Origin of the sequence: Gilliamella sp. M0320 (assembly GCF_016101635.1) — a bacterium.
Lineage (GTDB): Bacteria > Pseudomonadota > Gammaproteobacteria > Enterobacterales > Orbaceae > Gilliamella > Gilliamella apis.
This window is the reverse complement of record NZ_JACFQD010000003.1, coordinates 198,782-220,786: the sequence shown is the minus strand read 5'-3', so window position 1 is coordinate 220,786 and position 22,005 is coordinate 198,782. Positions and strand designations below refer to the sequence as shown.

The 22,005-nt window shown below is 34.4% G+C and carries 21 protein-coding genes; 10 read left to right on the top strand and 11 right to left on the bottom strand.

From position 1 onward, the window contains the following. The first annotated feature begins 73 nt into the window (after positions 1–73). The 6 genes from H3T83_RS05545 (at position 74) to citX (ending at position 5,324) form a co-directional block, all read left to right on the top strand. Positions 74–919 carry a fumarylacetoacetate hydrolase family protein gene (locus H3T83_RS05545; RefSeq protein ID WP_065651468.1) on the top strand — a complete coding sequence of 282 codons (846 nt, stop codon included), beginning with the start codon at positions 74–76 and terminating at the stop codon, positions 917–919. A gap of 4 nt (positions 920–923) precedes the next feature. Beyond that, entirely contained in the window at positions 924–1,958 is a 1,035-nt protein-coding gene (citC, locus tag H3T83_RS05540; RefSeq protein WP_198215305.1) for a [citrate (pro-3S)-lyase] ligase, read from the top strand. 21 nt (positions 1,959–1,979) lie between these two features. Continuing rightward, positions 1,980–2,270: a citrate lyase acyl carrier protein gene (gene citD / locus H3T83_RS05535; RefSeq protein WP_034902004.1), complete on the top strand. Its 291-nt coding sequence runs from the start codon at positions 1,980–1,982 to the stop codon at positions 2,268–2,270. After that, positions 2,267–3,154 (top strand): citrate (pro-3S)-lyase subunit beta, encoded by an 888-nt coding sequence (gene citE, locus H3T83_RS05530; RefSeq protein WP_065577565.1) that lies wholly within the window; start codon positions 2,267–2,269, stop codon positions 3,152–3,154. The genes citD and citE overlap by 4 nt, the downstream gene beginning before the upstream one ends. Before the next feature lie 12 nt (positions 3,155–3,166). Then, positions 3,167–4,696 carry a citrate lyase subunit alpha gene (gene citF, locus H3T83_RS05525; RefSeq protein WP_086320339.1) on the top strand — a complete coding sequence of 510 codons (1,530 nt, stop codon included), beginning with the start codon at positions 3,167–3,169 and terminating at the stop codon, positions 4,694–4,696. A 61-nt stretch (positions 4,697–4,757) separates the two neighbouring features. Then, a complete protein-coding gene (gene citX / locus H3T83_RS05520) occupies positions 4,758–5,324 on the top strand; it encodes a citrate lyase holo-[acyl-carrier protein] synthase (RefSeq protein WP_198215304.1) in 567 nt (188 codons plus the stop codon). Between the two features lie 64 nt (positions 5,325–5,388). On the opposite strand, the gene metB is transcribed toward citX, so the two are convergent. Beyond that, on the bottom strand, positions 5,389–6,555 hold the full coding sequence (metB, locus tag H3T83_RS05515; protein WP_198215303.1) for a cystathionine gamma-synthase: 1,167 nt from the start codon (positions 6,553–6,555) through the stop codon (positions 5,389–5,391). Positions 6,556–6,734: 179 nt separating this feature from the next. On the opposite strand from metB, the gene metJ reads away from it, so the two are divergent. After that, positions 6,735–7,052: a met regulon transcriptional regulator MetJ gene (metJ, locus tag H3T83_RS05510; RefSeq protein WP_034904598.1), complete on the top strand. Its 318-nt coding sequence runs from the start codon at positions 6,735–6,737 to the stop codon at positions 7,050–7,052. Between the two features lie 64 nt (positions 7,053–7,116). Here the strand turns inward: metJ and rpmE are convergent, their stop codons facing one another. From rpmE to H3T83_RS05470, 8 genes are all read right to left on the bottom strand, one after another. Beyond that, complete coding sequence (gene rpmE, locus H3T83_RS05505) at positions 7,117–7,332, bottom strand: 50S ribosomal protein L31 (RefSeq protein WP_034904595.1); 216 nt, start codon at positions 7,330–7,332, stop codon at positions 7,117–7,119. Positions 7,333–7,473: 141 nt separating this feature from the next. Next, on the bottom strand, positions 7,474–8,526 hold the full coding sequence (gene degS / locus H3T83_RS05500) for an outer membrane-stress sensor serine endopeptidase DegS (protein ID WP_198215302.1): 1,053 nt from the start codon (positions 8,524–8,526) through the stop codon (positions 7,474–7,476). Between the two features lie 109 nt (positions 8,527–8,635). Next, positions 8,636–10,015 (bottom strand): Do family serine endopeptidase, encoded by a 1,380-nt coding sequence (locus tag H3T83_RS05495; RefSeq protein ID WP_198215301.1) that lies wholly within the window; start codon positions 10,013–10,015, stop codon positions 8,636–8,638. A gap of 85 nt (positions 10,016–10,100) precedes the next feature. Further along, positions 10,101–10,505 carry a YhcB family protein gene (locus tag H3T83_RS05490; RefSeq protein ID WP_082205134.1) on the bottom strand — a complete coding sequence of 135 codons (405 nt, stop codon included), beginning with the start codon at positions 10,503–10,505 and terminating at the stop codon, positions 10,101–10,103. A gap of 50 nt (positions 10,506–10,555) precedes the next feature. Continuing rightward, the gene (locus tag H3T83_RS05485; RefSeq protein ID WP_065577568.1) at positions 10,556–11,017 is read right to left on the bottom strand and encodes a DUF721 domain-containing protein; all 462 of its coding nucleotides are present in this window, start codon (positions 11,015–11,017) and stop codon (positions 10,556–10,558) included. A 290-nt stretch (positions 11,018–11,307) separates the two neighbouring features. Further along, positions 11,308–13,683: a TIM-barrel domain-containing protein gene (locus H3T83_RS05480; RefSeq protein WP_198215300.1), complete on the bottom strand. Its 2,376-nt coding sequence runs from the start codon at positions 13,681–13,683 to the stop codon at positions 11,308–11,310. An 86-nt stretch (positions 13,684–13,769) separates the two neighbouring features. Continuing rightward, a complete protein-coding gene (gene uxaC, locus H3T83_RS05475; protein ID WP_198215299.1) occupies positions 13,770–15,179 on the bottom strand; it encodes a glucuronate isomerase in 1,410 nt (469 codons plus the stop codon). A gap of 15 nt (positions 15,180–15,194) precedes the next feature. Next, positions 15,195–16,664, bottom strand: coding sequence for a mannitol dehydrogenase family protein (locus tag H3T83_RS05470; RefSeq protein WP_198215298.1), 1,470 nt, complete (start codon positions 16,662–16,664; stop codon positions 15,195–15,197). 280 nt (positions 16,665–16,944) lie between these two features. Here H3T83_RS05470 and H3T83_RS05465 point away from each other — a divergent pair, with 280 nt between their 5' ends. Then, positions 16,945–17,706: a GntR family transcriptional regulator gene (locus tag H3T83_RS05465; RefSeq protein ID WP_198215297.1), complete on the top strand. Its 762-nt coding sequence runs from the start codon at positions 16,945–16,947 to the stop codon at positions 17,704–17,706. Between the two features lie 75 nt (positions 17,707–17,781). Beyond that, entirely contained in the window at positions 17,782–18,963 is a 1,182-nt protein-coding gene (uxuA, locus tag H3T83_RS05460; protein WP_198215296.1) for a mannonate dehydratase, read from the top strand. Positions 18,964–19,103: 140 nt separating this feature from the next. Here the strand turns inward: uxuA and H3T83_RS05455 are convergent, their stop codons facing one another. Beyond that, positions 19,104–20,384, bottom strand: coding sequence for an MFS transporter (locus H3T83_RS05455; RefSeq protein WP_086356735.1), 1,281 nt, complete (start codon positions 20,382–20,384; stop codon positions 19,104–19,106). 416 nt (positions 20,385–20,800) lie between these two features. Between H3T83_RS05455 and H3T83_RS05450 the strand changes: the two genes are divergently transcribed. Next, positions 20,801–21,265, top strand: a complete 465-nt coding sequence (locus H3T83_RS05450) for a DUF3597 domain-containing protein (RefSeq protein ID WP_198215295.1) — start codon at positions 20,801–20,803, stop codon at positions 21,263–21,265. Between the two features lie 89 nt (positions 21,266–21,354). Here H3T83_RS05450 and pth read toward each other — a convergent pair whose 3' ends face one another. Beyond that, the gene (gene pth / locus H3T83_RS05445; protein WP_065613924.1) at positions 21,355–21,939 is read right to left on the bottom strand and encodes an aminoacyl-tRNA hydrolase; all 585 of its coding nucleotides are present in this window, start codon (positions 21,937–21,939) and stop codon (positions 21,355–21,357) included. Positions 21,940–22,005: the final 66 nt, after the last annotated feature.

Genomic DNA, 22,005 nt, shown 5'->3' with positions numbered 1-22,005 from the left:
AGCAACCTTAGTTATTACTAGGGTTGTTCTATTTTCTTGTGTAGTTTCAATAAACAGCTTTTAAGGAGTATTCATGAAGCTTGTCAGTTACCTTGTTTCTGGTCGACCAAGTTTTGGTTTATATACTGATCATGGCATCGTAGATTTAGGCCAAAAACTAGGCGATAAATATCAAGATCTAAAATCCCTTCTTTCTGATAAAGATGGATTAGCTAACGCAAAAAACTTTTTAGACTCACCTAGTGATATCGATGAACAAGCAATAACTTATTTACCGGTAATTCCAAATCCAAACAAAATTTTGTGTGTAGGAATGAATTATGCGGAAAAACGAGCAGAATTTAATGAAACTAGTTCTGCCCCAACTTTATTTGTTCGTTTTCCTGATTCTCAAACAGGACATAAGACAAATATCATTAAACCAACTATCAGCGATGAACTGGATTATGAAGGCGAATTAGCAATTATTATTGGTAAAGAGGCCTTCCGCATAAAATCAGAAGAAGCCTTATCTTATGTCGCAGGCTATAGCTGTTATATGGATGGTTCGATTCGTGACTGGCAATATACTTGGTACACAGCTGGTAAAAATTGGCCAAATACCGGGGCTTTTGGACCATGTTTAACAACTACAGATGAAATACCCGATCCTAAAGCGCTATCAATAGCAACTTATCTGAATGGAAAAGAGATGCAACATGATAGCATCAAGAATTTAGTACATACTGTACCTGATTTAATCTCGTATATTAGTACATTTACTAAATTATCACCGGGTGACGTTATTCTTACTGGCTCACCAGGTGGGGTTGGAAAAAAACGAAATCCACCAATATTTATGCACGATGGTGATACCATTGAAGTTGAAATTACCAATATTGGTCGTCTAACTAACTTTATTGTTGAAGAAAAAAGGTAGTTATATGTACGATTTAGTTGATTACAGTGTTGTTGATATATCTAAATCTGAACAAGATTATCAAGCAATTAAGCAATTACTATTGCAATCTGACCTCGATTTAGATCCACAAGTCACAACTTTCATTGTTGCAAAACTGAATAATAATTGTATCGCTTGTGCCGGTCTTGATCACAATATTATTAAGTGTGTAGCCATTGATCCTGATTATCGCGGAAACCAACTAAATCTAACTTTAATCGACTATACGATGAAATATGCCAATGACAACGGCTATTTTCATCTATTTTTATATACTAAACCTGAAAATATCGCTTTTTTCAAAGCATGCGGTTTTTATCCTATTGTTGAAATTTCTGATTTAGTCGTATTGATGGAAAACACACCGGTTGGGATTAAACAATATTGTAAACAATTATCGCAATACCAAAAGGCTGGTAACAAAATTGGCAGTATAGTGATGAATGCCAATCCTTTTACTAAAGGTCATCAATATCTTATTGAATTTGCAGCCAATCAATGTGATTGGGTACATGTATTTGTGGTTAATGAAGATGTATCACTGTTTCCGTTTCAGGTACGTTTACAGTTAGTAAAAGATGGCACAAAAGATATTAAAAATGTTACGGTTCATGCCAGTTCGTCATACATTATTTCTAAAGCGACCTTCCCTACTTATTTTTTAAAAGATAAAAGCAAAATTGACTATGCTTATATGGGAATCGATCTGTTAATCTTCCGTAACTATATTGCTCCAGCATTAAATATAACTCACCGTTTTGTTGGTACAGAGCCACATAGTGAAGTGACTAATGCTTATAATCAAGCGATGAAATATTGGTTAGAAGATGACAAAGTTAGTTTGGCATCCAAGATTACTGTCATTGAGGTTGCTCGAAAACTCGAGGAATCAAACATTATATCAGCATCATTAGTGCGAAATTCACTGGCATTAAAAAATTATGAACAGATTAAGAAATTAGTTCCTTCAACAACTTGGAATTATATTTCAGCTAATTTGGATAAATTAAATATTTAATTCTTTTCAAAAGGTAAAAACATGAAAATACAAAAAGAAGCCATGGCAGGAACTCTCGAATCCAGCGATTTGTTAGTTAAAGTCATGCCAAATACTGGCATCGAAATTGTTATTAATAGTGATGTAAATAAACAATTTGGCGATCAAATTCGCGCAGTGGTTAATAACACGTTAAATGAACTTAACTTAACTGATGGTTTAATCATTATTGACGATAAAGGAGCTTTAGATTGTGCAATAAAAGCACGGGTACAATGTGCTGTGTTACGTGGTGCAGAAGAAACTGAATTAGATTGGAGTAAATTACTATGAAAAAATTACGTCGCAGTATGCTGTTTCTTCCAGGTGCAAATGCAGCAATGTTATCTACATCTTTTGTCTATAAACCAGACTCAATTATGTTTGATCTTGAAGATGCTGTGTCTATCAAAGAAAAAGATTCAGCACGTCTACTCGTCGCGCAAACATTAAAATTACCTGTTTATAAAGAACATGGCATTGAAACTGTAGTTAGAATTAATGCATTAAATACACCATTTGGTCTTAAAGACTTAGAAGCCGTTGTGCGAGCTGGTGTTGATGTTGTTCGCTTACCAATGACCAATAGTGCTGAAGATATTCATGAACTTGAAGCGCATGTTGAACGAATTGAAAAAGAGTGTGGCCGAGAAGTGGGTAGCACTAAATTAATGGCGGCTATTGAATCAGCTCAAGCAGTAGTTAATGCCGTATCCATTGCCAAATCATCGCCACGTTTAATTGGTATCGCTCTTGCGGCATTTGATTATCTAGTCGATATGCAAACAGAACGCGGGGATGGTACTGAACTATTTTATGCACGCTGTGCTGTTTTACATGCTGCTCGCGTAGCCGGTATTGATGCTTTTGATGTTGTTTATTCAAATGTTAATGATGATGAAGGCTTTTTAAAAGAAGTCAGCCTAATTAAAAAATTAGGATACAACGGTAAATCATTGATTAATCCACGACAAATTGAGCTATTACATAATGCTTATGCACCTACTGCTAGTGAAGTAGAAAATGCTAAAAAAGTCGTTGAAGCCGCTGAAGAAGGTGAAAGAAAAGGGCTTGGAGTTGTTTCTTTAAATGGCAAAATGATTGATGCACCAATTATTGCTCGTGCGCAAAAAATCATTGAACTAGCTAAATACTCCGGTGTACGTAAAGAAATTTGATAGGATTGAAACATGACAACTTCTATAAACCAAAAAATTGCTGATTTATTAAAACAGCATCCTGATCTTAAAAATATCACACCATTTATTGATGCTAATGCAACCACACCTTATCTAAAAGATGAGTCTAAGTATACCCGTAAATTGTGTGAGTCAATTGAGCAAGCAATAGAAAAGTGTGAACTTCGTGATGGAATGACTATCTCTTTTCACCACGCATTTCGTGAAGGCGATAAAGTTATCAACAAAGTTGTTGAAACCATTAGTAAATTAGGTATTAAGAACCTTACATTAGCTTCAAGCTCATTATTAAGCTGTAATGCAGCATTGATTCCTCACATTGAATCTGGGGTAATTACTAAAATCTATACCTCAGGATTACGTGGAAAATTAGCTGATGCGATTTCACACGGCCTAATGGAAAATCCGGTACATATCCATTCTCACGGTGGTCGAGTCAAATTAATCCAAAGCGGAGAAATCAATATTGATATCGCATTCTTAGCTGTATCAACTGCTGACGAACAAGGTAATGCTAATGGCGTATCAGGTAAATCACAATGTGGCGCCCTTGGTTATGCTATGGTTGATGCTCAATTTGCTAAGAAAGTGGTTTTACTTACTGAAGATATTGTTAGTTATCCTAACCATCCAGCAAGTATCCGCCAAGATCAAGTTGACTATATTGTTAAAGTTGACGAAGTTGGTGACCCAACTAAAATTAGCGTTGGTGCAGCACGTATCACCAGTAACCCTAGAGAATTAATGATTGCCCGCTATGCCGCTGATGTTATCGAAAATTCAGGTTATTTTAAAGATGGATTCTCAATTCAGACTGGTTCTGGCGCATCATCAACTGCAGCGACACGCTTTCTAGAAAATCGAATGCGAGCGAAAAATATCACAGCATCATTTGCTCTAGGTGGTATTACAGCAAGTATCGTCGATCTTCATGAGAAAGGCTTAGTAAAACGTTTACTTGATACACAAAGTTTTGATGGAGCTGCGGGACAATCTTTAGGTAAGAATAAAGATCATATTGAAGTTTCAACCAACGTTTACGCTAATCCAGCCTCAAAAGGTGCGAGTGTTGATGAATTAGATATTGTCATTCTTAGCGCACTCGAAGTAGATTTAGATTTCAATGTTAATGTACTAACAGGATCTGATGGTGTTATGCGTGGTGCATCCGGTGGTCACTGTGATACAGCCGCTGGAGCAAATCTAACTATTATCGTTGCGCCACTAATTCGTAGCCGAATTCCAACGGTAATTAGAAAAGTAACCACTATTGTTACACCAGGTGAAAGTGTAGATGTGTTAGTCACTGACCATGGTATAGCGGTAAATCCTGCTCGTCCTGAAATCGCCGAACGATTAAAAGCGGCTAATTTACCAGTAATGACTATTGAAGAACTTTATCAACGTGCTATTGCATTAACAGGTGAACCAAAACCAATTGAATTTAACGATAAAATTGTTGGGATTGTTCACTTCCGTGATGGCTCAATTATTGATGTTGTTCGTCAAGTCAAAGACTAATTAACTTTGTAATAGTAATAGCATAACAAAATTCTTAGTTATGCTATTACTCAACATCATTATGAATAATCCAACATTAAGATTCGACGATGGCATTAACATAACGCTTGAGCAAATGTTAATGGCTAAAGAAAATCGCGTAAACAATCAGCAACAAGTTTTTGCGCACTACCCTTATCCGCTAATATCATTAAGTTTAGTAATACCTGGACCAATCAAGAAAAGTAGTGGCACTTTATTCTTATTTAATGAAGCTGTACAAGCTATCCATCAGATGTTAAACCAACATAATATTTCTATTATCTATGAAAAACTTTATGAAAGCATAACTGGTGATGAAGCATTATTATCAATTGATCATAACGTTGATATGCTTAAACAACTGTGTATAAAAATTGAGGAGAGGCATTTTTTAGGACGATTATGGGATATAGATGTCATTGACCCTGTTACACAAAAAAGTATTTCTCGGTCTAAATTCGAGCATCATTCTCGACAATGTTTAGTTTGCCATGATAATGCTAAAATTTGTGGTCGAAGTAAACGGCATTCAATTAACGAGATCCTCAGCGCCATTGCCAATAAAGTCAATGATTATCGAAATAATGAAACGAACTTAAATATATAGCTATCTATATTAATAGAGTCGAAAAATAAGCTATTTTCCAACTCTATTGATAAATTGATGACGGTTAAATATTTGCTAACGCTTGCTCTAAATCACCAATCAGATCATTGATATCCTCGAGACCCACAGAAATACGTAATAATTGATCGGATATACCCGCTGTTTTGCGTGCTTCAGCACTAATTCCTGAATGGGTCATTGTAGCTGGATGACATATTAAACTTTCTACGCCACCAAGTGATTGCGCTAAGGTAAAAATATTCAACGCATCTAGGAATTTAGGCATATCATCGGCAGCGCAAGCTAATTCAAAACTCAACAGTGAACCGAAGCCTTTTTGTTGTTTTTTGGCAATGTCATGACCTAAATTTGTTGGTAACGAAGGATGAAAAACTTTAGCAATTTTAGGATGATTAACTAAAAATTCGACGACTTTTTCTGCATTTTCTAGTTGTAATCTAACTCTTGCAGTAAGAGTTCTTAAACCGCGCAATAATAAATAACTATCAAATGATGAAGTTGATGTTCCGATATTATTTGCCCACCACAATACATCTGTAGCTAATTGTTGATCTTTAAATACTAATATTCCGGCTAATAGATCTGAGTGGCCATTTAAAAATTTAGTACAAGAGTGACTAACAATATCAGCCCCTAATTCCAGTGGTTTTTGTAAAATTGGTGTCATAAAGGTATTATCAACCAGAACTAACGCTCCAACCTCATGCGACTGACGTGCAATATCAGTAATATCAACGACTCTTAATAATGGATTACTTGGCGATTCAATCAATACTAATTTAGGTTTTAAATTCAGCGCTTCTTTTAAAGCAACAGGATCGGATTGGTCTACAAATTTGGTTTTAAAATACCCTTTTTGGCTCAAACTATTAAATAATCGATAACTACCACCATAACAATCATGAGGTGCAACCACGACATCATTTGGGCCAAGTAAGGCTACACTGACTAGATGTATTGCTGACATACCGCAATTGGTTAAAATGGCATCGGCACCGCCTTCTAATTCTGCTACCGTTTCCTCAACTAATCGTCTACTTGGATTAGATTTTCGACCATAATCAAATTTCCTTGGGGTGGCAAACTCTTCATATCGATAACATGTTGATGGCGTAATAACAGGAACTACGCTACCAAATTGGTCATCTGTATTTAATCCACCACGAACAGCAATAGTATCTTGGCTAAGATTTTTAGATTTACGAGCCATAATAACCTTCCTACAAACCACTTTATTTATTTTTAGATTTAGTTGTATAAGAATAACACAATAACAAAAGACGTCAACATGTCTAGACGTCTAACTATCTTGGTGTATAGATTGCAGCTAAGCAAAAAAAACGCTAAAATTATCCACATTATTTGTGATGTAATTGATTTGGTGAATAAATGATGGAATGGAACGGCGATTATATTAGCCCTTATGCTGAGCATGGTAAAAAAAGCGAACAAGTAAAAAAAATTACAGTCTCAATTCCGTTAAAAGTATTAAAGATATTAACTGATGAGCGAACTAGACGACAAGTCAATAATTTACGTCATGCAACGAATAGTGAACTTTTATGTGAAGCTTTTCTACACGCTTATACTGGTCAGCCATTGCCTTGTGATGAAGATTTACAGAAAGATCATGATGATGGCATTCCATTACAAGCACAGAAAATGATGCGAGCTTTAGGTATAGATCCTGATTTAATTGATGAATGATTAAATCATGGATACAAAAAAGGCGCTTAAAGCGCCTTTTTTTACAAAGTAAAAATTAGTAAAACTATTTTTTACCACCAACCATTGCAAAACGTTGTTTAAATTTATCAACACGTCCGCCAGTTGCTACATCACGTTGTTTACCTGTATAGAACGGGTGACATTCACCACATACGTCAAGATGAATGTCATGACCAATAGTTGAATGAGTTTCAATTTTGTTACCACAAGAACAAGTTGCTGTAATTGCAGTGTATTCTGGATGGATACCTTCTTTCATAATAAACCTCTAAAGTTTGTTCGTATCGCTATATAAATGGCTTAACCGCAAAATCTATACACCATACGAGTGTTAAATAACATGATAAGGGTGCGAATTATACGTCCTATATCAAAGATAATCAAGCAATAAAAGGCCAATCTAAACCGGCAATTGACCAATAGTTATTTGCAGTTGAATCTTTTCTCCATTACGCAAGACAATTATGGGGACGATGGTACCCGGTTTCAACTCTGCAATTTGATCCATGGTTTCAACAATCGATCTTACTGGTTTATTATCAACCATTATTAAAATATCATTAGCTTGTACACCAGACTGCAAAGAAGGGCCTTCAGCATTAGTGACTAAAATACCTAACACTTTTGGGAGATCACTAGTATTTTGTGTTGGGGCAAATTCTAAACCATCAATACCAATATAGCCTCGTATCACTTTGCCATCTTGAATTAATTTATTCATTATTTTAACGGCTAATGCTGTTGGAATAGCAAAACCAATACCTTCAGGAACATCATTACCTAGATTTTTGGCAAATGTCAGAGTATTAATACCCATTAATTCACCTTTAGTATTAACTAAAGCACCACCAGAATTACCATGATTAATTGAAGCATCAGTTTGGATAAAATTTTGTCGACGATATGGACTGAGTCCATCACGGCCAGTAGCACTAATAATACCTTGGGTAATAGTTTGCCCAATATTATATGGATTGCCAATGGCTAAAACGACATCACCAATTTTCGGATCGCGGGAAGGATTAATTGGTATTATCGGAAGATTAGATGCTTCAATTTTAAGTACAGCAATATCAACTAATTTATCTGAACCGACAGGTAATGCGGCGAAAATTCTGCCATCTTGCAAAGCAACGATAATTTGTTCTGCACCATCAACAACGTGATAATTGGTAACGATATAACCAAGCTCACTCATAATGACACCAGAGCCTAATGGTGTTATTGGACTATCTTGTGATTGTTCAGGTACGGAATTAATTGAGCGGCTATAAATATTAACCACTGCAGGCGCAGCTATCTTTACTGCACTAGAATAACTCATAGGTTCATCATTAAAAATGGATCTTGAAAAATCAGATTGAGATCCATTTCTCAAAGAAGGAAAAATAATGAGTAACACTATCGCTAAAACAGCACCGATTAATATCGGCCATAGAATTTTTTTAAGCATAATTGTCACAAGCAGGATAAGAATGATTAATAAGATTCTATCATATATAACTGAGGGTTAAAAAGGCGTTTTCGTCGATGCGAAGCACCGACGATATCTGGCTAAATAATTAACGTAAAATCAGATAAAGACGACTATCGCCTCTAACAATGTTTAAGGCAATAGCAGAAGGATTGCTATCAATAATTTTACGTAGATCGGAAATACTTTCGACTCTGGTCTTATTCACTCCTGTGATAAGATCGCCTTCTTGTAAACTTAAACGAGAAGCAGGTGAATTTTTAGCAATACTTTCAATCAATACACCTTTTTGACCTTTTACATCACCATTAGTCAATGTTGCTCCATCAAGCGCTGGATGAAGAGATTTAGCCTCGGTACTTAATTGGTCACTGTTCTTCAATTTAACTTCAACAGAAATCTCTTTACCATCACGAATTAAACCTAATTTAACGGTACGACCAGCTCCTGTTGTGGCAATTTTAGCTCGTAATTCAGCAAAGCTATCAACAGGTTTACCATCCATAGAAACAATAACATCGCCGGATTTTATGCCCGCCTCTTGGGCTGCTGAATCAGCAATAACTTCACTAACAAAGGCACCTTTCTGTACTTCAAGATCAAAGGCTTTAGCGATATCTGAAGTTAATTCATTACCTTTTATACCTAAAACACCTCGTTTAACTTCACCATATTCAATAAGCTGAGAAGTTAAACTTTTAACCATATTGCTTGGTATAGCAAAACCAATACCGACATTACCACCACTTGGCGCAATAATAGCGGTGTTAATGCCAACTAGTTCACCATTTAAATTAACTAACGCACCACCAGAATTACCTTGGTTAATAGATGCGTCAGTTTGAATAAAGTTTTCAAATCCATTCATATTTAGCCCACTACGAGCTAAGGCGGAAATAATACCTGATGTTACCGTTTGACCAATCCCGAATGGATTACCAATCGCAACAACATAATCACCAACTCTTGTTTTATCTGAATCAGCAATTTTAATAGCAGTTAATTTACTAGCATCATCAACTTTTAACAAAGCAATATCACTTTGTGGATCCTTACCAATTAATTTCGCTTGATATTCATGACCATCATTTAACGAAACAGTAATTTTATCTGCATTATCAATAACATGATTGTTAGTAACAATATATCCTTTTTCGGCATCAATAATTACACCAGAGCCTAATCCAGAAAATGATCTAGACTGACTATCAGGATAACCAAAAAATCGTCTAAACTCTTCTGGCATATTACTTTGCATTTTTGCTGTGCCTTCAACGTTAATACTTACAACTGAAGGGAGTACTTTTTCTAACATTGGTGCCAATGAAGGTTGTTGCTGTTGTAAATTATTATCCGTTGGAATAAACGGAAAAGCAGCATAAGCATTCGGTAATGTAGCTAAACTTAAACCTAAACTTAAGGCAATTATGCTTAATAAATTTTTTGGTTTATGTAAAGAATGACTCATTATAAAACTCTCTTGTTTGAATGATTTAATATTGACAATATAAATCTGATTAATATTATCTTATCAAAAAATATTTAAAAATTGATTATGGTTTAATATCTTCACTTTTGAATAATCCAGATGGGTTATCTGAATAATCTTTAGGCTGTTTTTCAAGCGTTAACTCTTGTTTAATACTGATGTCATTATTTGACTCTAGATCAACAATAGGCATATTTTCATTATTTACAAATTGTCCTGAACTTTCAGCGATGTGTTGGTATAAACGACGGAATTCTTTGGCCATATTATCTAAAATTTCAGCACTATGTGAAAAATGCTTAACCATCATTTGTTTTTGTGAGGCTAACTCTTCTTGGGTTTGTTCTAATTCACGTTGTGCTTTGATATATTTGCGCCCTTTTGGCGAAATAAAATTCATGAAAATCATGCCTAAAATAAATCCAATTACTAGGCCAATGACGATATAAGTCATCATATTATTATCCATATTTCACTCCTTATAGCTCTTAATTATATAACTTGAACATATTGTTTAGTTTATTTTGCATGGTTCGCAAGTTTAATCAATTGTTTTTTTAATTTATCTGGTGCTTGCTCTGCAATTGCATTTAAATATATTGCTGTTTGCTTACTAATAACATTACTAATTTTAACATTCTTATCAGACAAAATAACTGATTGCGAATAATTAGTTGCTATAGTTGGATTAATTTTATATTGAATGGAAGATAAAGATGGTAAAATTTTTTGGCGTATTCCTGATAATAAATTACCTTGTTCATATTTTAATCTTGTTAACCAGCTGGCCGAACTGACCTCAAGAATAAGTACACCTTGACGATAATTAGCAACTCGATATTGCTGAATTAATGGTGGTGGAAGTAATTCATCAATAATTTTGGTCAATTGACTTAAAGCAATGGTTCTATCTTTTATTTTTGATAATAAGGCCCCTTGTGACAACAAAGAGGTCAACACTTTTGGCTCATTACCACGCATAATTCAGCCTTATCCTTTCTTCCTGCTAAAATTAATAGCAACTAACTCAACCATAAAATTTTTATGCCGAATAATTTACCTTATCTAATTAAAAATGTCCTGTAAAAAAATAATATTTACAGTTTATTTGTATTATCCACAATTAATTGGAAAATAACGTCAAATTAACCGCATATTTGCAAAATAATTGCTATAGGTAAAGTTTGTTAATAAAAACACGTTAAGTGAAATCAAATCAATTTGATATAGATCTCTCAATCCAATTAATATTGAATTGAGAGAATAAAGAATTATTTGATAGATTTTAAAGAAACTTTATTTATTGAATGACCATTAATGAATAATGAACGTAATTCACCTTTTGGTAATGAAATATTAATTTCATCCCAAGCAGGTTGATATTCACCTCTTGCTTGTATATGAAGATCAATACGTTGATTATCCGAGGTTAAATCCCAATCAATCCATAATCCTTTCCCTTTTTGATAATCGTAACTTTCGCCATCATCTTCAAAGAAACTGCCTTTTGTTGAATAAACACCTTTAGCTGGAAAAACTTTAAATTCTCTATAATCATCTAATTGATGATTAACATAAGCCATACGTTTAGACATAGGAATAATAGCACCAGCCCTAACTAATAAAGGGAATGATTCAAGTGGGGCTGGTAAAGTTATTGATTGTTTACCACTAAACCATTGATGTGTATGGTAACAATACCAACCGGTATTATTTTCTGGTAAATAAACTTCACGCTCTCTTTGACCTTGCTCAACAATGCTAGCAACTAACAAATCTTTACCAATCATAAAATCGTCAGTTTCGGTAAACGTATTTGCATCATGTTCATGATCCAAAAAAGTAGGCCTCAACATCGGTTCATCATCGTAATGAGCTTGCCATAATAAATTATAGAAATAAGGTAGTAATTGATAACGAAAACAGATAGTATCTCGAATTATCGGCGTAACTTCCGGGTACATCCAAGGTTCATTAACAGTATGATCATCATTCCAAGAGTGAATGGTAAAACGAGGATGCATAATACCATTTTGCACCCAACGTACAAAAAGTTCGGGTTCAGGTTTATCACCAGAAAAACCACCTACATCATGACCAACATTGTACAGTCCTGATAGACTCATTCCTAATCCCATACGGATATTATATCGCAGCGTTTGCCAACTTGTTCGATTGTCTCCTGACCATGTTTGCACATAACGTTGAATACCTGCACAACCAGAACGAGATATTAAATAAGGGCGAATATCTGGTTTATAACTTTGTTGCGCTTCCATTGATGCTCTACACATTAGCAATGGCATTACTGGTCTGATATGTTTAATGGCTATTTCCTTACCAAAACCATTACAACGAGCTTCTGCATCCCAAACTTCGAATTCATTATTATCATTCCAAGTAGAATCAATGCCCATTTCAAGAAGTTGCTTGGTTACATTGTTTTTCCACCAATTAAATGTTGCTGGATTAGTAAGATCTAAATTAGAACCTTCATCATCCCAAAACATTGAACGTTCAGGATTATCACTTTCTGAATCTTTGATAAAAAGTCCCTTCTCCGCTGCTTCCTTATATTTAGGATGATCTTGTAACAAACATGGTTTTATATTAGCAGCGATTCTTAAACCTGCCTCATGATAAGATTTTGTGAAAGCTTTCGGATCAGGGAATTTATCATAATTCCAATTAAAGACATATCGTTTACCATTAATCGAGGTATAGCCTGATGACAATTGAAATGAATCACATGGAATACCGTGCTCTTGACACAGATCAATAAAATTTTGCATCTGCTCTTGGGCATTGGGCGCATCGGTATAAAACATTGTTGAACCGCTGTAACCTAAACTCCACTTAGGGCCAAAAAACGTTTTACCGGTTAACTTAATGAAAGATTTAGTAACATCAATAATTTTCGGCCCTAAGAAGAAATAGAAATCAATATCCCCTGCTTCAGCTTGGTAACGACGATATGAAAGGTGATAATTATCATGTTCCGTTCCCAAATCTATCCAACAACTGCTCAAATTATCATAAAATAGACCGAAACTAACCTCATTACGATGGGTAATGGTAAACGGTATATGCTTATATAGAGGATCAGTATCTTTCGCATTATAACCCATTGAATCAAGATTACGCATTTCAAAACGGCGACCAGCACGATTAAGATCACCAGCTTTCTCACCCAAACCATAATAATGTTCATCTTTATATCTTCGTTGATAATGAGCAATACCATCACCATGAGGATTAATTAAATAAGCACTAGTACTTCTATCCTCAACCAGCAATTGCCACTCACCAAATTCATTTTTAAATTCCCATTTTAGTGATAATGGTTGATCAATGGTTACTCTTAACTGTTTTGTGCTTATAATAAGTTTATTATCTTGTTGCAATAATTCATATTTTGGTAAAGAAAAACCTTCGGTGCTTAATCGATCTCGACCTTCTAATGGAGTATCTTGATTAGGAGCAATACTCCATGTTCTATCAAGTGATAAACTATTATTTCGTTTAATTAAAACACGAAACATCTTTTCTTCAAGAACATATAGGCAAAAGTTAAATCGATTATCTACCAATAGTTCAATACAATTATTCTGGTTGTTTTTAAAAATCCATGTCTTTAATGTTTTCATATAACTATCCTAAAAATTAATAACTATTTTCCAATACGAATCGTCTAATTCTAATATTTCTATTTTTTAGACAAAAATAAACTTAATTAATGAGAACCAAAATAACGATTTGCATTGTTAAAACAAATATTTCTAATCATATTGCCAACTAAATCAAAATCAGCAGGAATTTCGCCATTTTCCATCCAATTTCCCACCATATTGCAAAGGATTCGCCTAAAATACTCATGTCTGGTAAAGGATAAGAAACTACGAGAATCAGTTAACATACCAACAAATTGACTTAATAATCCCATTTGAGAAAGTTGCATAATTTGGCGTTCCATGCCATCTTTCTGGTCATTGAACCACCAACCAGATCCAAATTGAATTTTTCCTGCAATGCCTGAACCTTGAAAGTTGCCAGCCATAGTAGCTAACACTTCATTATCACGAGGGTTTAAGCAATATAAAATAGTTTTCGGTAATTCGTCAGTTAAGTCTAAAATACCTAATAATGAAGAGAGTGGTTCGGCAATTGGTCTATCGCCAATTGAATCAAATCCAGCATCAGGGCCAAGTAATTTAAACATTCTTTGATTATTATTACGTAGCGCACCTAAGTGTAATTGCATTACCCAATTGCGTTTATGATATTGTTTACCTAACCAAACCAGTACCGCGGTACTAAATTGAGCAATTTCTAATTCAGAAAGGGATTGATTAGCAAGGCGTTTAGTTATTATTTGATCAAGCTGTTTTTCGCTAGGAATGTCGGCATAACGTAAAATTTCAATACCATGATCTGATGCTTCACAGCCATGCTGTTGAAAATGATCTAGGCGTTTAGTTAATGCACAAAGTAGTTTGTCAAAATTATCAATTTCGATATCCGTAACTTTGCCTAATTCAGCAATATAATCAGCAAAACCAGCTAATTCTATTTTGAAGACTTTATCTGGTCGCCAACTAGGCCTTACTTTAGTCTGAAATGAGGTATCTAATGCAATTTGTTTATGATATTCAAGTGAATCGATGGGATCATCAGTTGTGCCAACGGCTTTAACATTCATTTGAGTTAAAATACCGCGAGTAGAAAACTCAGCTGTTGCTAATTTAGCATTAGCTTCAGCCCATATTTGATCAGCTGTTTTTTCATTAAAAATAATATTTTTTATACCAAATGGTCTCTTTAACTCTAAATGGGTCCAATGATAAATAGGGTTTCCTAGTGTTAAAGGAACAACTTTTGCCCATGTAAGATATTTTTCATAATCAGATGCGGTTCCGGTTATAAATTTTTCATCTACACCAGCAGTTCGCAATACTCGCCATTTATAATGGTCACCAGCTAACCAAATTTCAGTTAAATTACCGAAATTTTTATTCTCAGCGATATCTTTTGGTGGTAAATGACAATGATAATCATATATAGGTTGATCTTTAGCATAATCAAAATAAAGCTTTTGTGCTGCATCAGTTTGTAACAAAAAGTTATCATCTAAAAATTTTTTCATATTCTAAAGTCCAATTTAAAAAAATAAATCCTGAATAGTTTGTTTTGCACCTTTCTCCATTAAACAAAGATAATGTTGAGTTACTTTATCTTTAAATAATGAATTATTTGGTAAATCAGATCCAAAAACAGCGTCTAAAGTTAATAAAGCATTAACTCGCTCAATACCATCATCACTAGCGGTTACTTGTTTTTTTAACTCATCCATCATTGGGTCACGAATATCGATTATTTGTTTATGATCATCAATACCACCAACATAACGCATCCAGCCAGCCACTCCTAAAGCAAGTAAAGAAAAATCAGAATTATGTTTGATATGCCAACGAATTGAATCAAGCATGCGTTGTGGTAATTTTTGCGTTCCATCCATGGCTATTTGCCATGTTCGATGTTTTAGTGATGGATTACTAAATCTTTCAATGAGTTTTTCTGCATATTGTTGTAAATTAACCTGCGGCGAAACATTTAAAGTTGGAGCTTGTTGTTGTAGCATTAATGATAAAGTTGCCTGTTTATATGCCTCATCATTCATACAATCATTAATATGCTCATACCCAGCTAAATAGCCTAAATACGCTAAGAATGAATGACTACCATTTAACATTCGAAGTTTCATCTCTTCATATGGGACAACATTATCAACAAATTCAGCACCAACTTCGTTCCAATTAGGTCGAGCAGTAACAAAATTATCTTCAATAACCCATTGAATAAATGGTTCACAAGCTATACCACAAGGATCAAACATACCACCTAGTGCATCTTGAATTTCTGTTAATGTTTCGGCTGTCGCAGCGGGTACAATACGATCAACCATGGTACAAGGGAAAGTGGTGTTGGTTTCAATCCATTTAGCTAACTCTGGGTCACGTGCATTTGCTAAGTCTAAAATCGCTTTTTTTAATACCAAACCATTTTCAGGCATATTATCACATGATAAAGCAGTAAATGATTTTAAACCTCGTTGCATCCTTCTATATAAGGCCTCAACAATCACGCCAGGAGCTGACATAGGTTTAGTCGGCGAACTCAGATCGGATTTAATTAATTGATTATTTAAATCCAAACCAGCACCACCTGGTAACATACAATAACCTTTTTCGGTTACTGTCAATGAAACGATCTCGACTACCGGATCAGCCATTTTTTCTAAAATAGTTTCAATACCATCTATTGGCGCTAATAATGATTGTTTCACACTGCCAATAATATAAGCTTGTTTAGATGTTGCACCTTTTTCTAAAACCGTATAGAGGTGATCTTGTTTTCGAATATCATTAATAAGCTCTTCACCTCCGACAATATTTACCTCACAAATGGCCCAATCACTATTACCTTTATTTAAAAGACGATCAGTAAATAATGCCTGATGAGCCCGATGAAAAGCACCAAAACCTATATGTACAATCCGCGCTACCATTTTTTCTCGGGCATATAAAGGTTTGTGTGCAATTGATTGGGGAGTATTTGATAAATTTAACATGTAACACACCATTATTAACTAGTTGACAGTATTTATTGGTTAGACATATTTTCACTTGTTGATAAAATTTTCACCTTTATTTTTTAATTTTTGTGATTTTAGTCACATTTTTTGGTTTATATTATAAGCATCCTTGCAAAAAACACTATAATACCAAACAATATTGGTAAACCAATATAAAACTGAAACGACTTTCTGTTATTATAGGCTTAGAGGAGTTGTAATAATTAGCGTATAATTATCTACATTAAACTTAATAGTATTCTAAGGACTATAGATTATGCCCGTGGTCAATCGACTTTATCAAGAAATTGGTAATGAATTGAAATCATTATTAAAAAGTGGAACCTTTAAAATTGGTGATCGGCTTCCACCAGAAAGAGACATTGCTGAAACTTTTAATGTCAGTAGGACAGTAGTTCGTGAAGCGTTGATTATGTTAGAGCTTGAAAATTTAGTTGCAGTAAAAAAAGGCTCCGGTGTTTATGTAATTGGTTTACCTGATGAAGTCTTATCAGAAAAAGATAGGAAAATAGAAGAAGAAGATTTAGGTCCATTTGAATTATTACAAGCTAGACAATTAATTGAAAGCAATATTGCCGCTTTTGCAGCCTCACAAATTGTCAAAGCAGATATTGTTGAATTAAGAGCAATATTGGAACAGGAACGGCAAATATTAGAACAAGAGGTTCTTGATGACTATAGTGCTGATGAAATGTTCCACATTGCTATAGCACGAGCTACCAAAAATTCAGTACTTGAACGTTTATTGTCAGATCTATGGGCTAAACGATCTACAAGTAAAATGTGGGACCAACTACAAAGTAGAATCACCGATCATACTTACCGTAAAAAGTGGCTATATGATCACGAAAAAATTCTACAAGCATTACAGTTAAAAGATGCTATGGCTGCACGCCATGCTATGTGGCAACACTTAGAAAATGTTAAACAAACATTAATGACAGTTTCTGACAGTGAAGATCCAAATTTTGATGGTTATTTATTTGACTCTATTCCGGTCACTATTGTTAACCAATAGTTGAAAATATGCATTGTTAATGGATCTTCCTTTTGGAATGACTTATTAAATAAAGAATCATTAAGGAGATTTTAGATGGAACAAACAATGCGTTGGTTTGGCCCTAGTGACCCAGTATCATTGGATGATATCAGACAATCCGGAGCAACCGGAATTGTTACAGCATTACACCATATACCTAACGGTGAAGTATGGACTATTGATGAAATTCAAAAACGAAAAAAAATAATCGAAGATAAAGGCCTTGTTTGGTCTGTTGTCGAAAGTATTCCTGTTCATGAAGAGATAAAAACCCATTCAGGTAATGTCGAACAACATATTGCTAATTATCAACAATCTATTCGTAATTTAGCCGCTTGTGGTATTGATACTGTTTGTTACAATTTTATGCCGGTATTAGACTGGACTCGCACCGATCTTGGTTATCAATTACCGGATGGTTCAAGAGCACTACGTTTTGATCAAATTGCCTTTGCAGCATTTGATATCCATATTTTACAACGACCTAATGCCGAAAAAGATTATAGTCAAGAAGATATCCTTTCAGCAAAAAACTACTTTGAACAAATGACACAAGCCGATAAAGATAAACTGGTCGCAAACATTATTGCTGGTTTACCTGGTGCTGAAGAAGGTTACTCACTTGATCAGTTTCGAGCACATCTTGCAACTTATGATGGTATTGATAAAGCTAAATTACGCGAAAACTATGCTTATTTCTTAAAAGCTATTGTACCTGTTGCAGAAGAAGTTGGAGTTGTGTTAACTGTTCATCCAGATGATCCTCCTAGACCGATTTTAGGTTTACCTCGCATTGTTTCAACGATTGAAGATATGCAATGGATAAAAGAGACTGTTGATAGTATCCATAATGGTTTTTGCTTTTGTACTGGCTCTTATGGTGTTCGTAGTGATAATGATTTAGTTACTATGGCTGAAAAATTTGCCGATCGAGTTTATTTTATTCATCTACGCGCAACAGTACGTGAAGATAATCCATTATCTTTCCACGAAGGTGATCACCTAGCTGGGGACGTTGATATGTATGGCGTAATAAAAGTACTTATTGCGGAAGAAGAACGTCGCAAAAAAGCTGGTATAAACCGTTTAATACCTGTTCGTCCAGATCATGGCCACCAGATGCTTGATGACCTTAAAAAGAAAACTAATCCAGGTTATTCTGCAATAGGACGCTTAAGAGGCTTAGCTGAAATCCGTGGTGTTGAATACGCAATTAGACGCGCATTTTTTGAATAAAAAATAATTTATCTATGTTGAAAGCCCATGATTATGGGCTTTTTTATTTTCTAAATTTACATGTAAAAATAGCGTGATATACACGCTATTCTTCTTTTTATATTTATAGTTAGGATGTGTGTCTATAAATAATTTGCGAATTACTTGTTATTTTTTTGGCTACGTTGATATAACAAAGAACACATTATGATAGCGCCAATGATATCTAAAAAGCCCATGGTAATAAAGAATGGTTTAAAACCAATAGTTTCAACAAACTGCCCAACAACTATAGTAAATAAGAAACTCGCTATCCAAGCAGAACTACCTCTCAATCCATTCACCGTTGAGACTTCTTTACCAGAAAAGTTTTCAATAACTTGAATAGTTAACATCGCCGATAACATTTGATGACCCCATGCGCCAATTGCAATTAATGCAATAGCCGTATAAGGACTTTCAGTTAAACTAGCAAAAGCCATTGATAACATGAAGAACGCTGCACCTAAATAAGTTGTACATGCAGCATTTATTCGAGAAAGACCAAAATGTTTATTTAACATTCTAGAAAAATATCCAGATGATAATCCACCAAAATCGGCAGCAAGAAATGGAATCCAGACAAACATTGCCATCTCTTTCAATTGCATGCCTCGTTCGGTTAATAAATAATATGGTACCCAGAAGTTAACTGCTGCCCACGCAGGTTCAGCTAAAAATGCAGGAATAGCAATACCATAAAATTTCTTTTTACTAACCACTTGTTTAAGAGCAACCCAAATGTTTTTATTTTGCTGGCTTTCGCTATCATCCTGTTCAGAAAGAATATATTTCTTTTCAGCTTCAGAAATAAAACGACTTTTGGACGGTTCGCTAAAGAAGAAAAGCCAAATTCCAGCCCATATTATTCCTAAAGAACCAGGAATTAAAAATGCTAGTTGCCATCCGCCAAATTGATGAATTGTATAAATCAAAGGAGGAGCAATCATTGCACCTAAAGAAAAACCGACCATACTCCAGCCATTAGCTATAGCTCGCTCTTTTTTCGGAAACCATAAACTAATTACTTTTGCATTAGCAGGAGCAACGACTGATTCAGCACCACCCATAACAAAACGTAAAATAGCCAAATGGATCCATGCGCCAGCACCAGCATGTAGTACACACATAACAGACCATATTACAACCATAATTGCAAATCCAATACGTAGGCCTATTACATCAACAAACCATCCAACGATAGGTTGAAATATGGTATAAGCTAATTGGAAAGCCCCTGTAATATAAGAGTATTCTTTAGGTGTAATATTTAGATCTCGAATAATTTCCTGAGCCATAATGCCTAAAGCATTTCTATCAACATAATTGAGGATAACACCCGTCGCAAATAAAATAATCATAAGCCAACGGACATATCCTCCTGACTTCAATATGGCACTCATAATAACCTCTAGTTTTAATGTAAATTTCTAAAATATAATTAGTGTCACCAAAATTGGTAAACCAAATATTACCGTTATTTTTCATTATAGTATTCCAAAATTAATCCAAATCGTGATTTGGATCACATAATAATAGAATTGGTATAATATCTTAATGTGTTTTTATGACGTGAATGAAGAATAAAGACTATTAATTTATGCGTGCCCATTGAGTTAAAAAAACAATTAATCGAAAATGTTAGATAAGATAGTTATAGTTACAATAAAGCATAAAATACTAATATTACAAAAAATGCTATTAAATGATTGTGGTTTTGACATAATTTATACTTAACCGCTATACTTAAGGGGATATTTTCTACATCTATATCGTTAAGCAGTTTTTTAATAAGCAGTTTAAACATAAGGGGTGTAATATGGGTATCTTAAATAATATTTTTTCAAAAATATTTCCAAGCGCACAAGCCGCTGTAGGTCATGCTAAAGATGCAGTGAAAGAGCAAGTTGATAAAATCACTGACACAGTAAAAGACAAAACTTCAGATAATACTTCAAGTAATAACACAAATAATAGTAATTCCGATCAAAATCAACAAAACACATCGGACAACAAAGCTTCTATATCTGAGGTCGATGTCATGTCAATTTTGGATAATTTAGCTAAAAAATTCCCAGAAAAACTCAATTGGAAAACATCTATTGTTGATTTATTGAAATTATTAGGTATCGATAGTAGTTTAGATGCACGTAAAAAACTCGCCACCGAACTTAATTATACCGGCAGTACTGACGATACCGCATCGATGAATACATGGTTAATAAAAGAAGTAATGAAGAAAATAGCTGAAAAAGGTGGTAATGTTTCTCATTTATTTTCGTAATAAAAATTGATACGTGATTTGTTATCCACCTGTTTATCAGGTGGATTTTTTTATAGTCAATTAATTAAAACACGCTATTGTTGACAACTTTAAGCTTTGAATGCATGCAGACGATTCATCGCACTTTCTATTCCATTTGTTAATAAAATATTAGTACAATAAACTGATTCATCGATAGCTTTATCAATTAATTCTTGTTCTGGTTTAGAGGGTTTATTTAAGACATAACCAACTACTTTATTTTTATCTCCTGGATGGCCAATTCCAATTCTCAACCGATAAAAATTCAGATTATTACCAAGTTTACTGGCAATATCTTTTAAGCCATTGTGACCACCATGGCTACCGCCAAATTTTAATTTGGCAATCCCCGGATTAAGATCTAACTCATCATGAGCAACTAATATCTCATCGGGCTTAATTTGATAAAAAGAAGCCATTGCTTGCACTGCTTTACCACTTAAATTCATAAAGGTAGTTGGTACTAACAAACGAACATCATGCCCATTGATATTAATTCGAGAACTATATCCAAAAAATTTAGGATCATTTTTTAATGGTTGATTATAACGTTCAGCAAGGAGATCAACATACCAAGCTCCTGCATTATGGCGAGTTGCGGCATATTCATTACCCGGATTGGCTAACCCTACAATTAGTTTGATTGTTGACATAATAGTTTAATCGTTAATTATCTTGTTATTACAAAAAAGCCCCTAACAGGGGCATTTATCTAATTC

Bases quoted from the DNA above. Each gene is read 5' to 3' on its own strand.
- H3T83_RS05545 (WP_065651468.1), top strand. From the start codon at position 74: ATGAAGCTTGTCAGTTACCTTGTTTCTGGTCGACCAAGTTTTGGTTTA.
- citD (WP_034902004.1), top strand. From the start codon at position 1,980: ATGAAAATACAAAAAGAAGCCATGGCAGGAACTCTCGAATCCAGCGAT.
- H3T83_RS05465 (WP_198215297.1), top strand. From the start codon at position 16,945: ATGCCCGTGGTCAATCGACTTTATCAAGAAATTGGTAATGAATTGAAA.
- H3T83_RS05480 (WP_198215300.1), bottom strand. From the start codon at position 13,683: ATGAAAACATTAAAGACATGGATTTTTAAAAACAACCAGAATAATTGT.
- H3T83_RS05490 (WP_082205134.1), bottom strand. From the start codon at position 10,505: ATGGATAATAATATGATGACTTATATCGTCATTGGCCTAGTAATTGGA.
- metB (WP_198215303.1), bottom strand. From the start codon at position 6,555: ATGGCTCGTAAATCTAAAAATCTTAGCCAAGATACTATTGCTGTTCGT.
- H3T83_RS05495 (WP_198215301.1), bottom strand. From the start codon at position 10,015: ATGAGTCATTCTTTACATAAACCAAAAAATTTATTAAGCATAATTGCC.
- pth (WP_065613924.1), bottom strand. From the start codon at position 21,939: ATGTCAACAATCAAACTAATTGTAGGGTTAGCCAATCCGGGTAATGAA.
- degS (WP_198215302.1), bottom strand. From the start codon at position 8,526: ATGCTTAAAAAAATTCTATGGCCGATATTAATCGGTGCTGTTTTAGCG.
- metJ (WP_034904598.1), top strand. From the start codon at position 6,735: ATGATGGAATGGAACGGCGATTATATTAGCCCTTATGCTGAGCATGGT.
- uxaC (WP_198215299.1), bottom strand. From the start codon at position 15,179: ATGAAAAAATTTTTAGATGATAACTTTTTGTTACAAACTGATGCAGCA.
- H3T83_RS05485 (WP_065577568.1), bottom strand. From the start codon at position 11,017: ATGCGTGGTAATGAGCCAAAAGTGTTGACCTCTTTGTTGTCACAAGGG.
- citF (WP_086320339.1), top strand. From the start codon at position 3,167: ATGACAACTTCTATAAACCAAAAAATTGCTGATTTATTAAAACAGCAT.
- citX (WP_198215304.1), top strand. From the start codon at position 4,758: ATGAATAATCCAACATTAAGATTCGACGATGGCATTAACATAACGCTT.
- uxuA (WP_198215296.1), top strand. From the start codon at position 17,782: ATGGAACAAACAATGCGTTGGTTTGGCCCTAGTGACCCAGTATCATTG.
- rpmE (WP_034904595.1), bottom strand. From the start codon at position 7,332: ATGAAAGAAGGTATCCATCCAGAATACACTGCAATTACAGCAACTTGT.
- citE (WP_065577565.1), top strand. From the start codon at position 2,267: ATGAAAAAATTACGTCGCAGTATGCTGTTTCTTCCAGGTGCAAATGCA.
- H3T83_RS05470 (WP_198215298.1), bottom strand. From the start codon at position 16,664: ATGTTAAATTTATCAAATACTCCCCAATCAATTGCACACAAACCTTTA.
- H3T83_RS05455 (WP_086356735.1), bottom strand. From the start codon at position 20,384: ATGAGTGCCATATTGAAGTCAGGAGGATATGTCCGTTGGCTTATGATT.
- citC (WP_198215305.1), top strand. From the start codon at position 924: ATGTACGATTTAGTTGATTACAGTGTTGTTGATATATCTAAATCTGAA.
- H3T83_RS05450 (WP_198215295.1), top strand. From the start codon at position 20,801: ATGGGTATCTTAAATAATATTTTTTCAAAAATATTTCCAAGCGCACAA.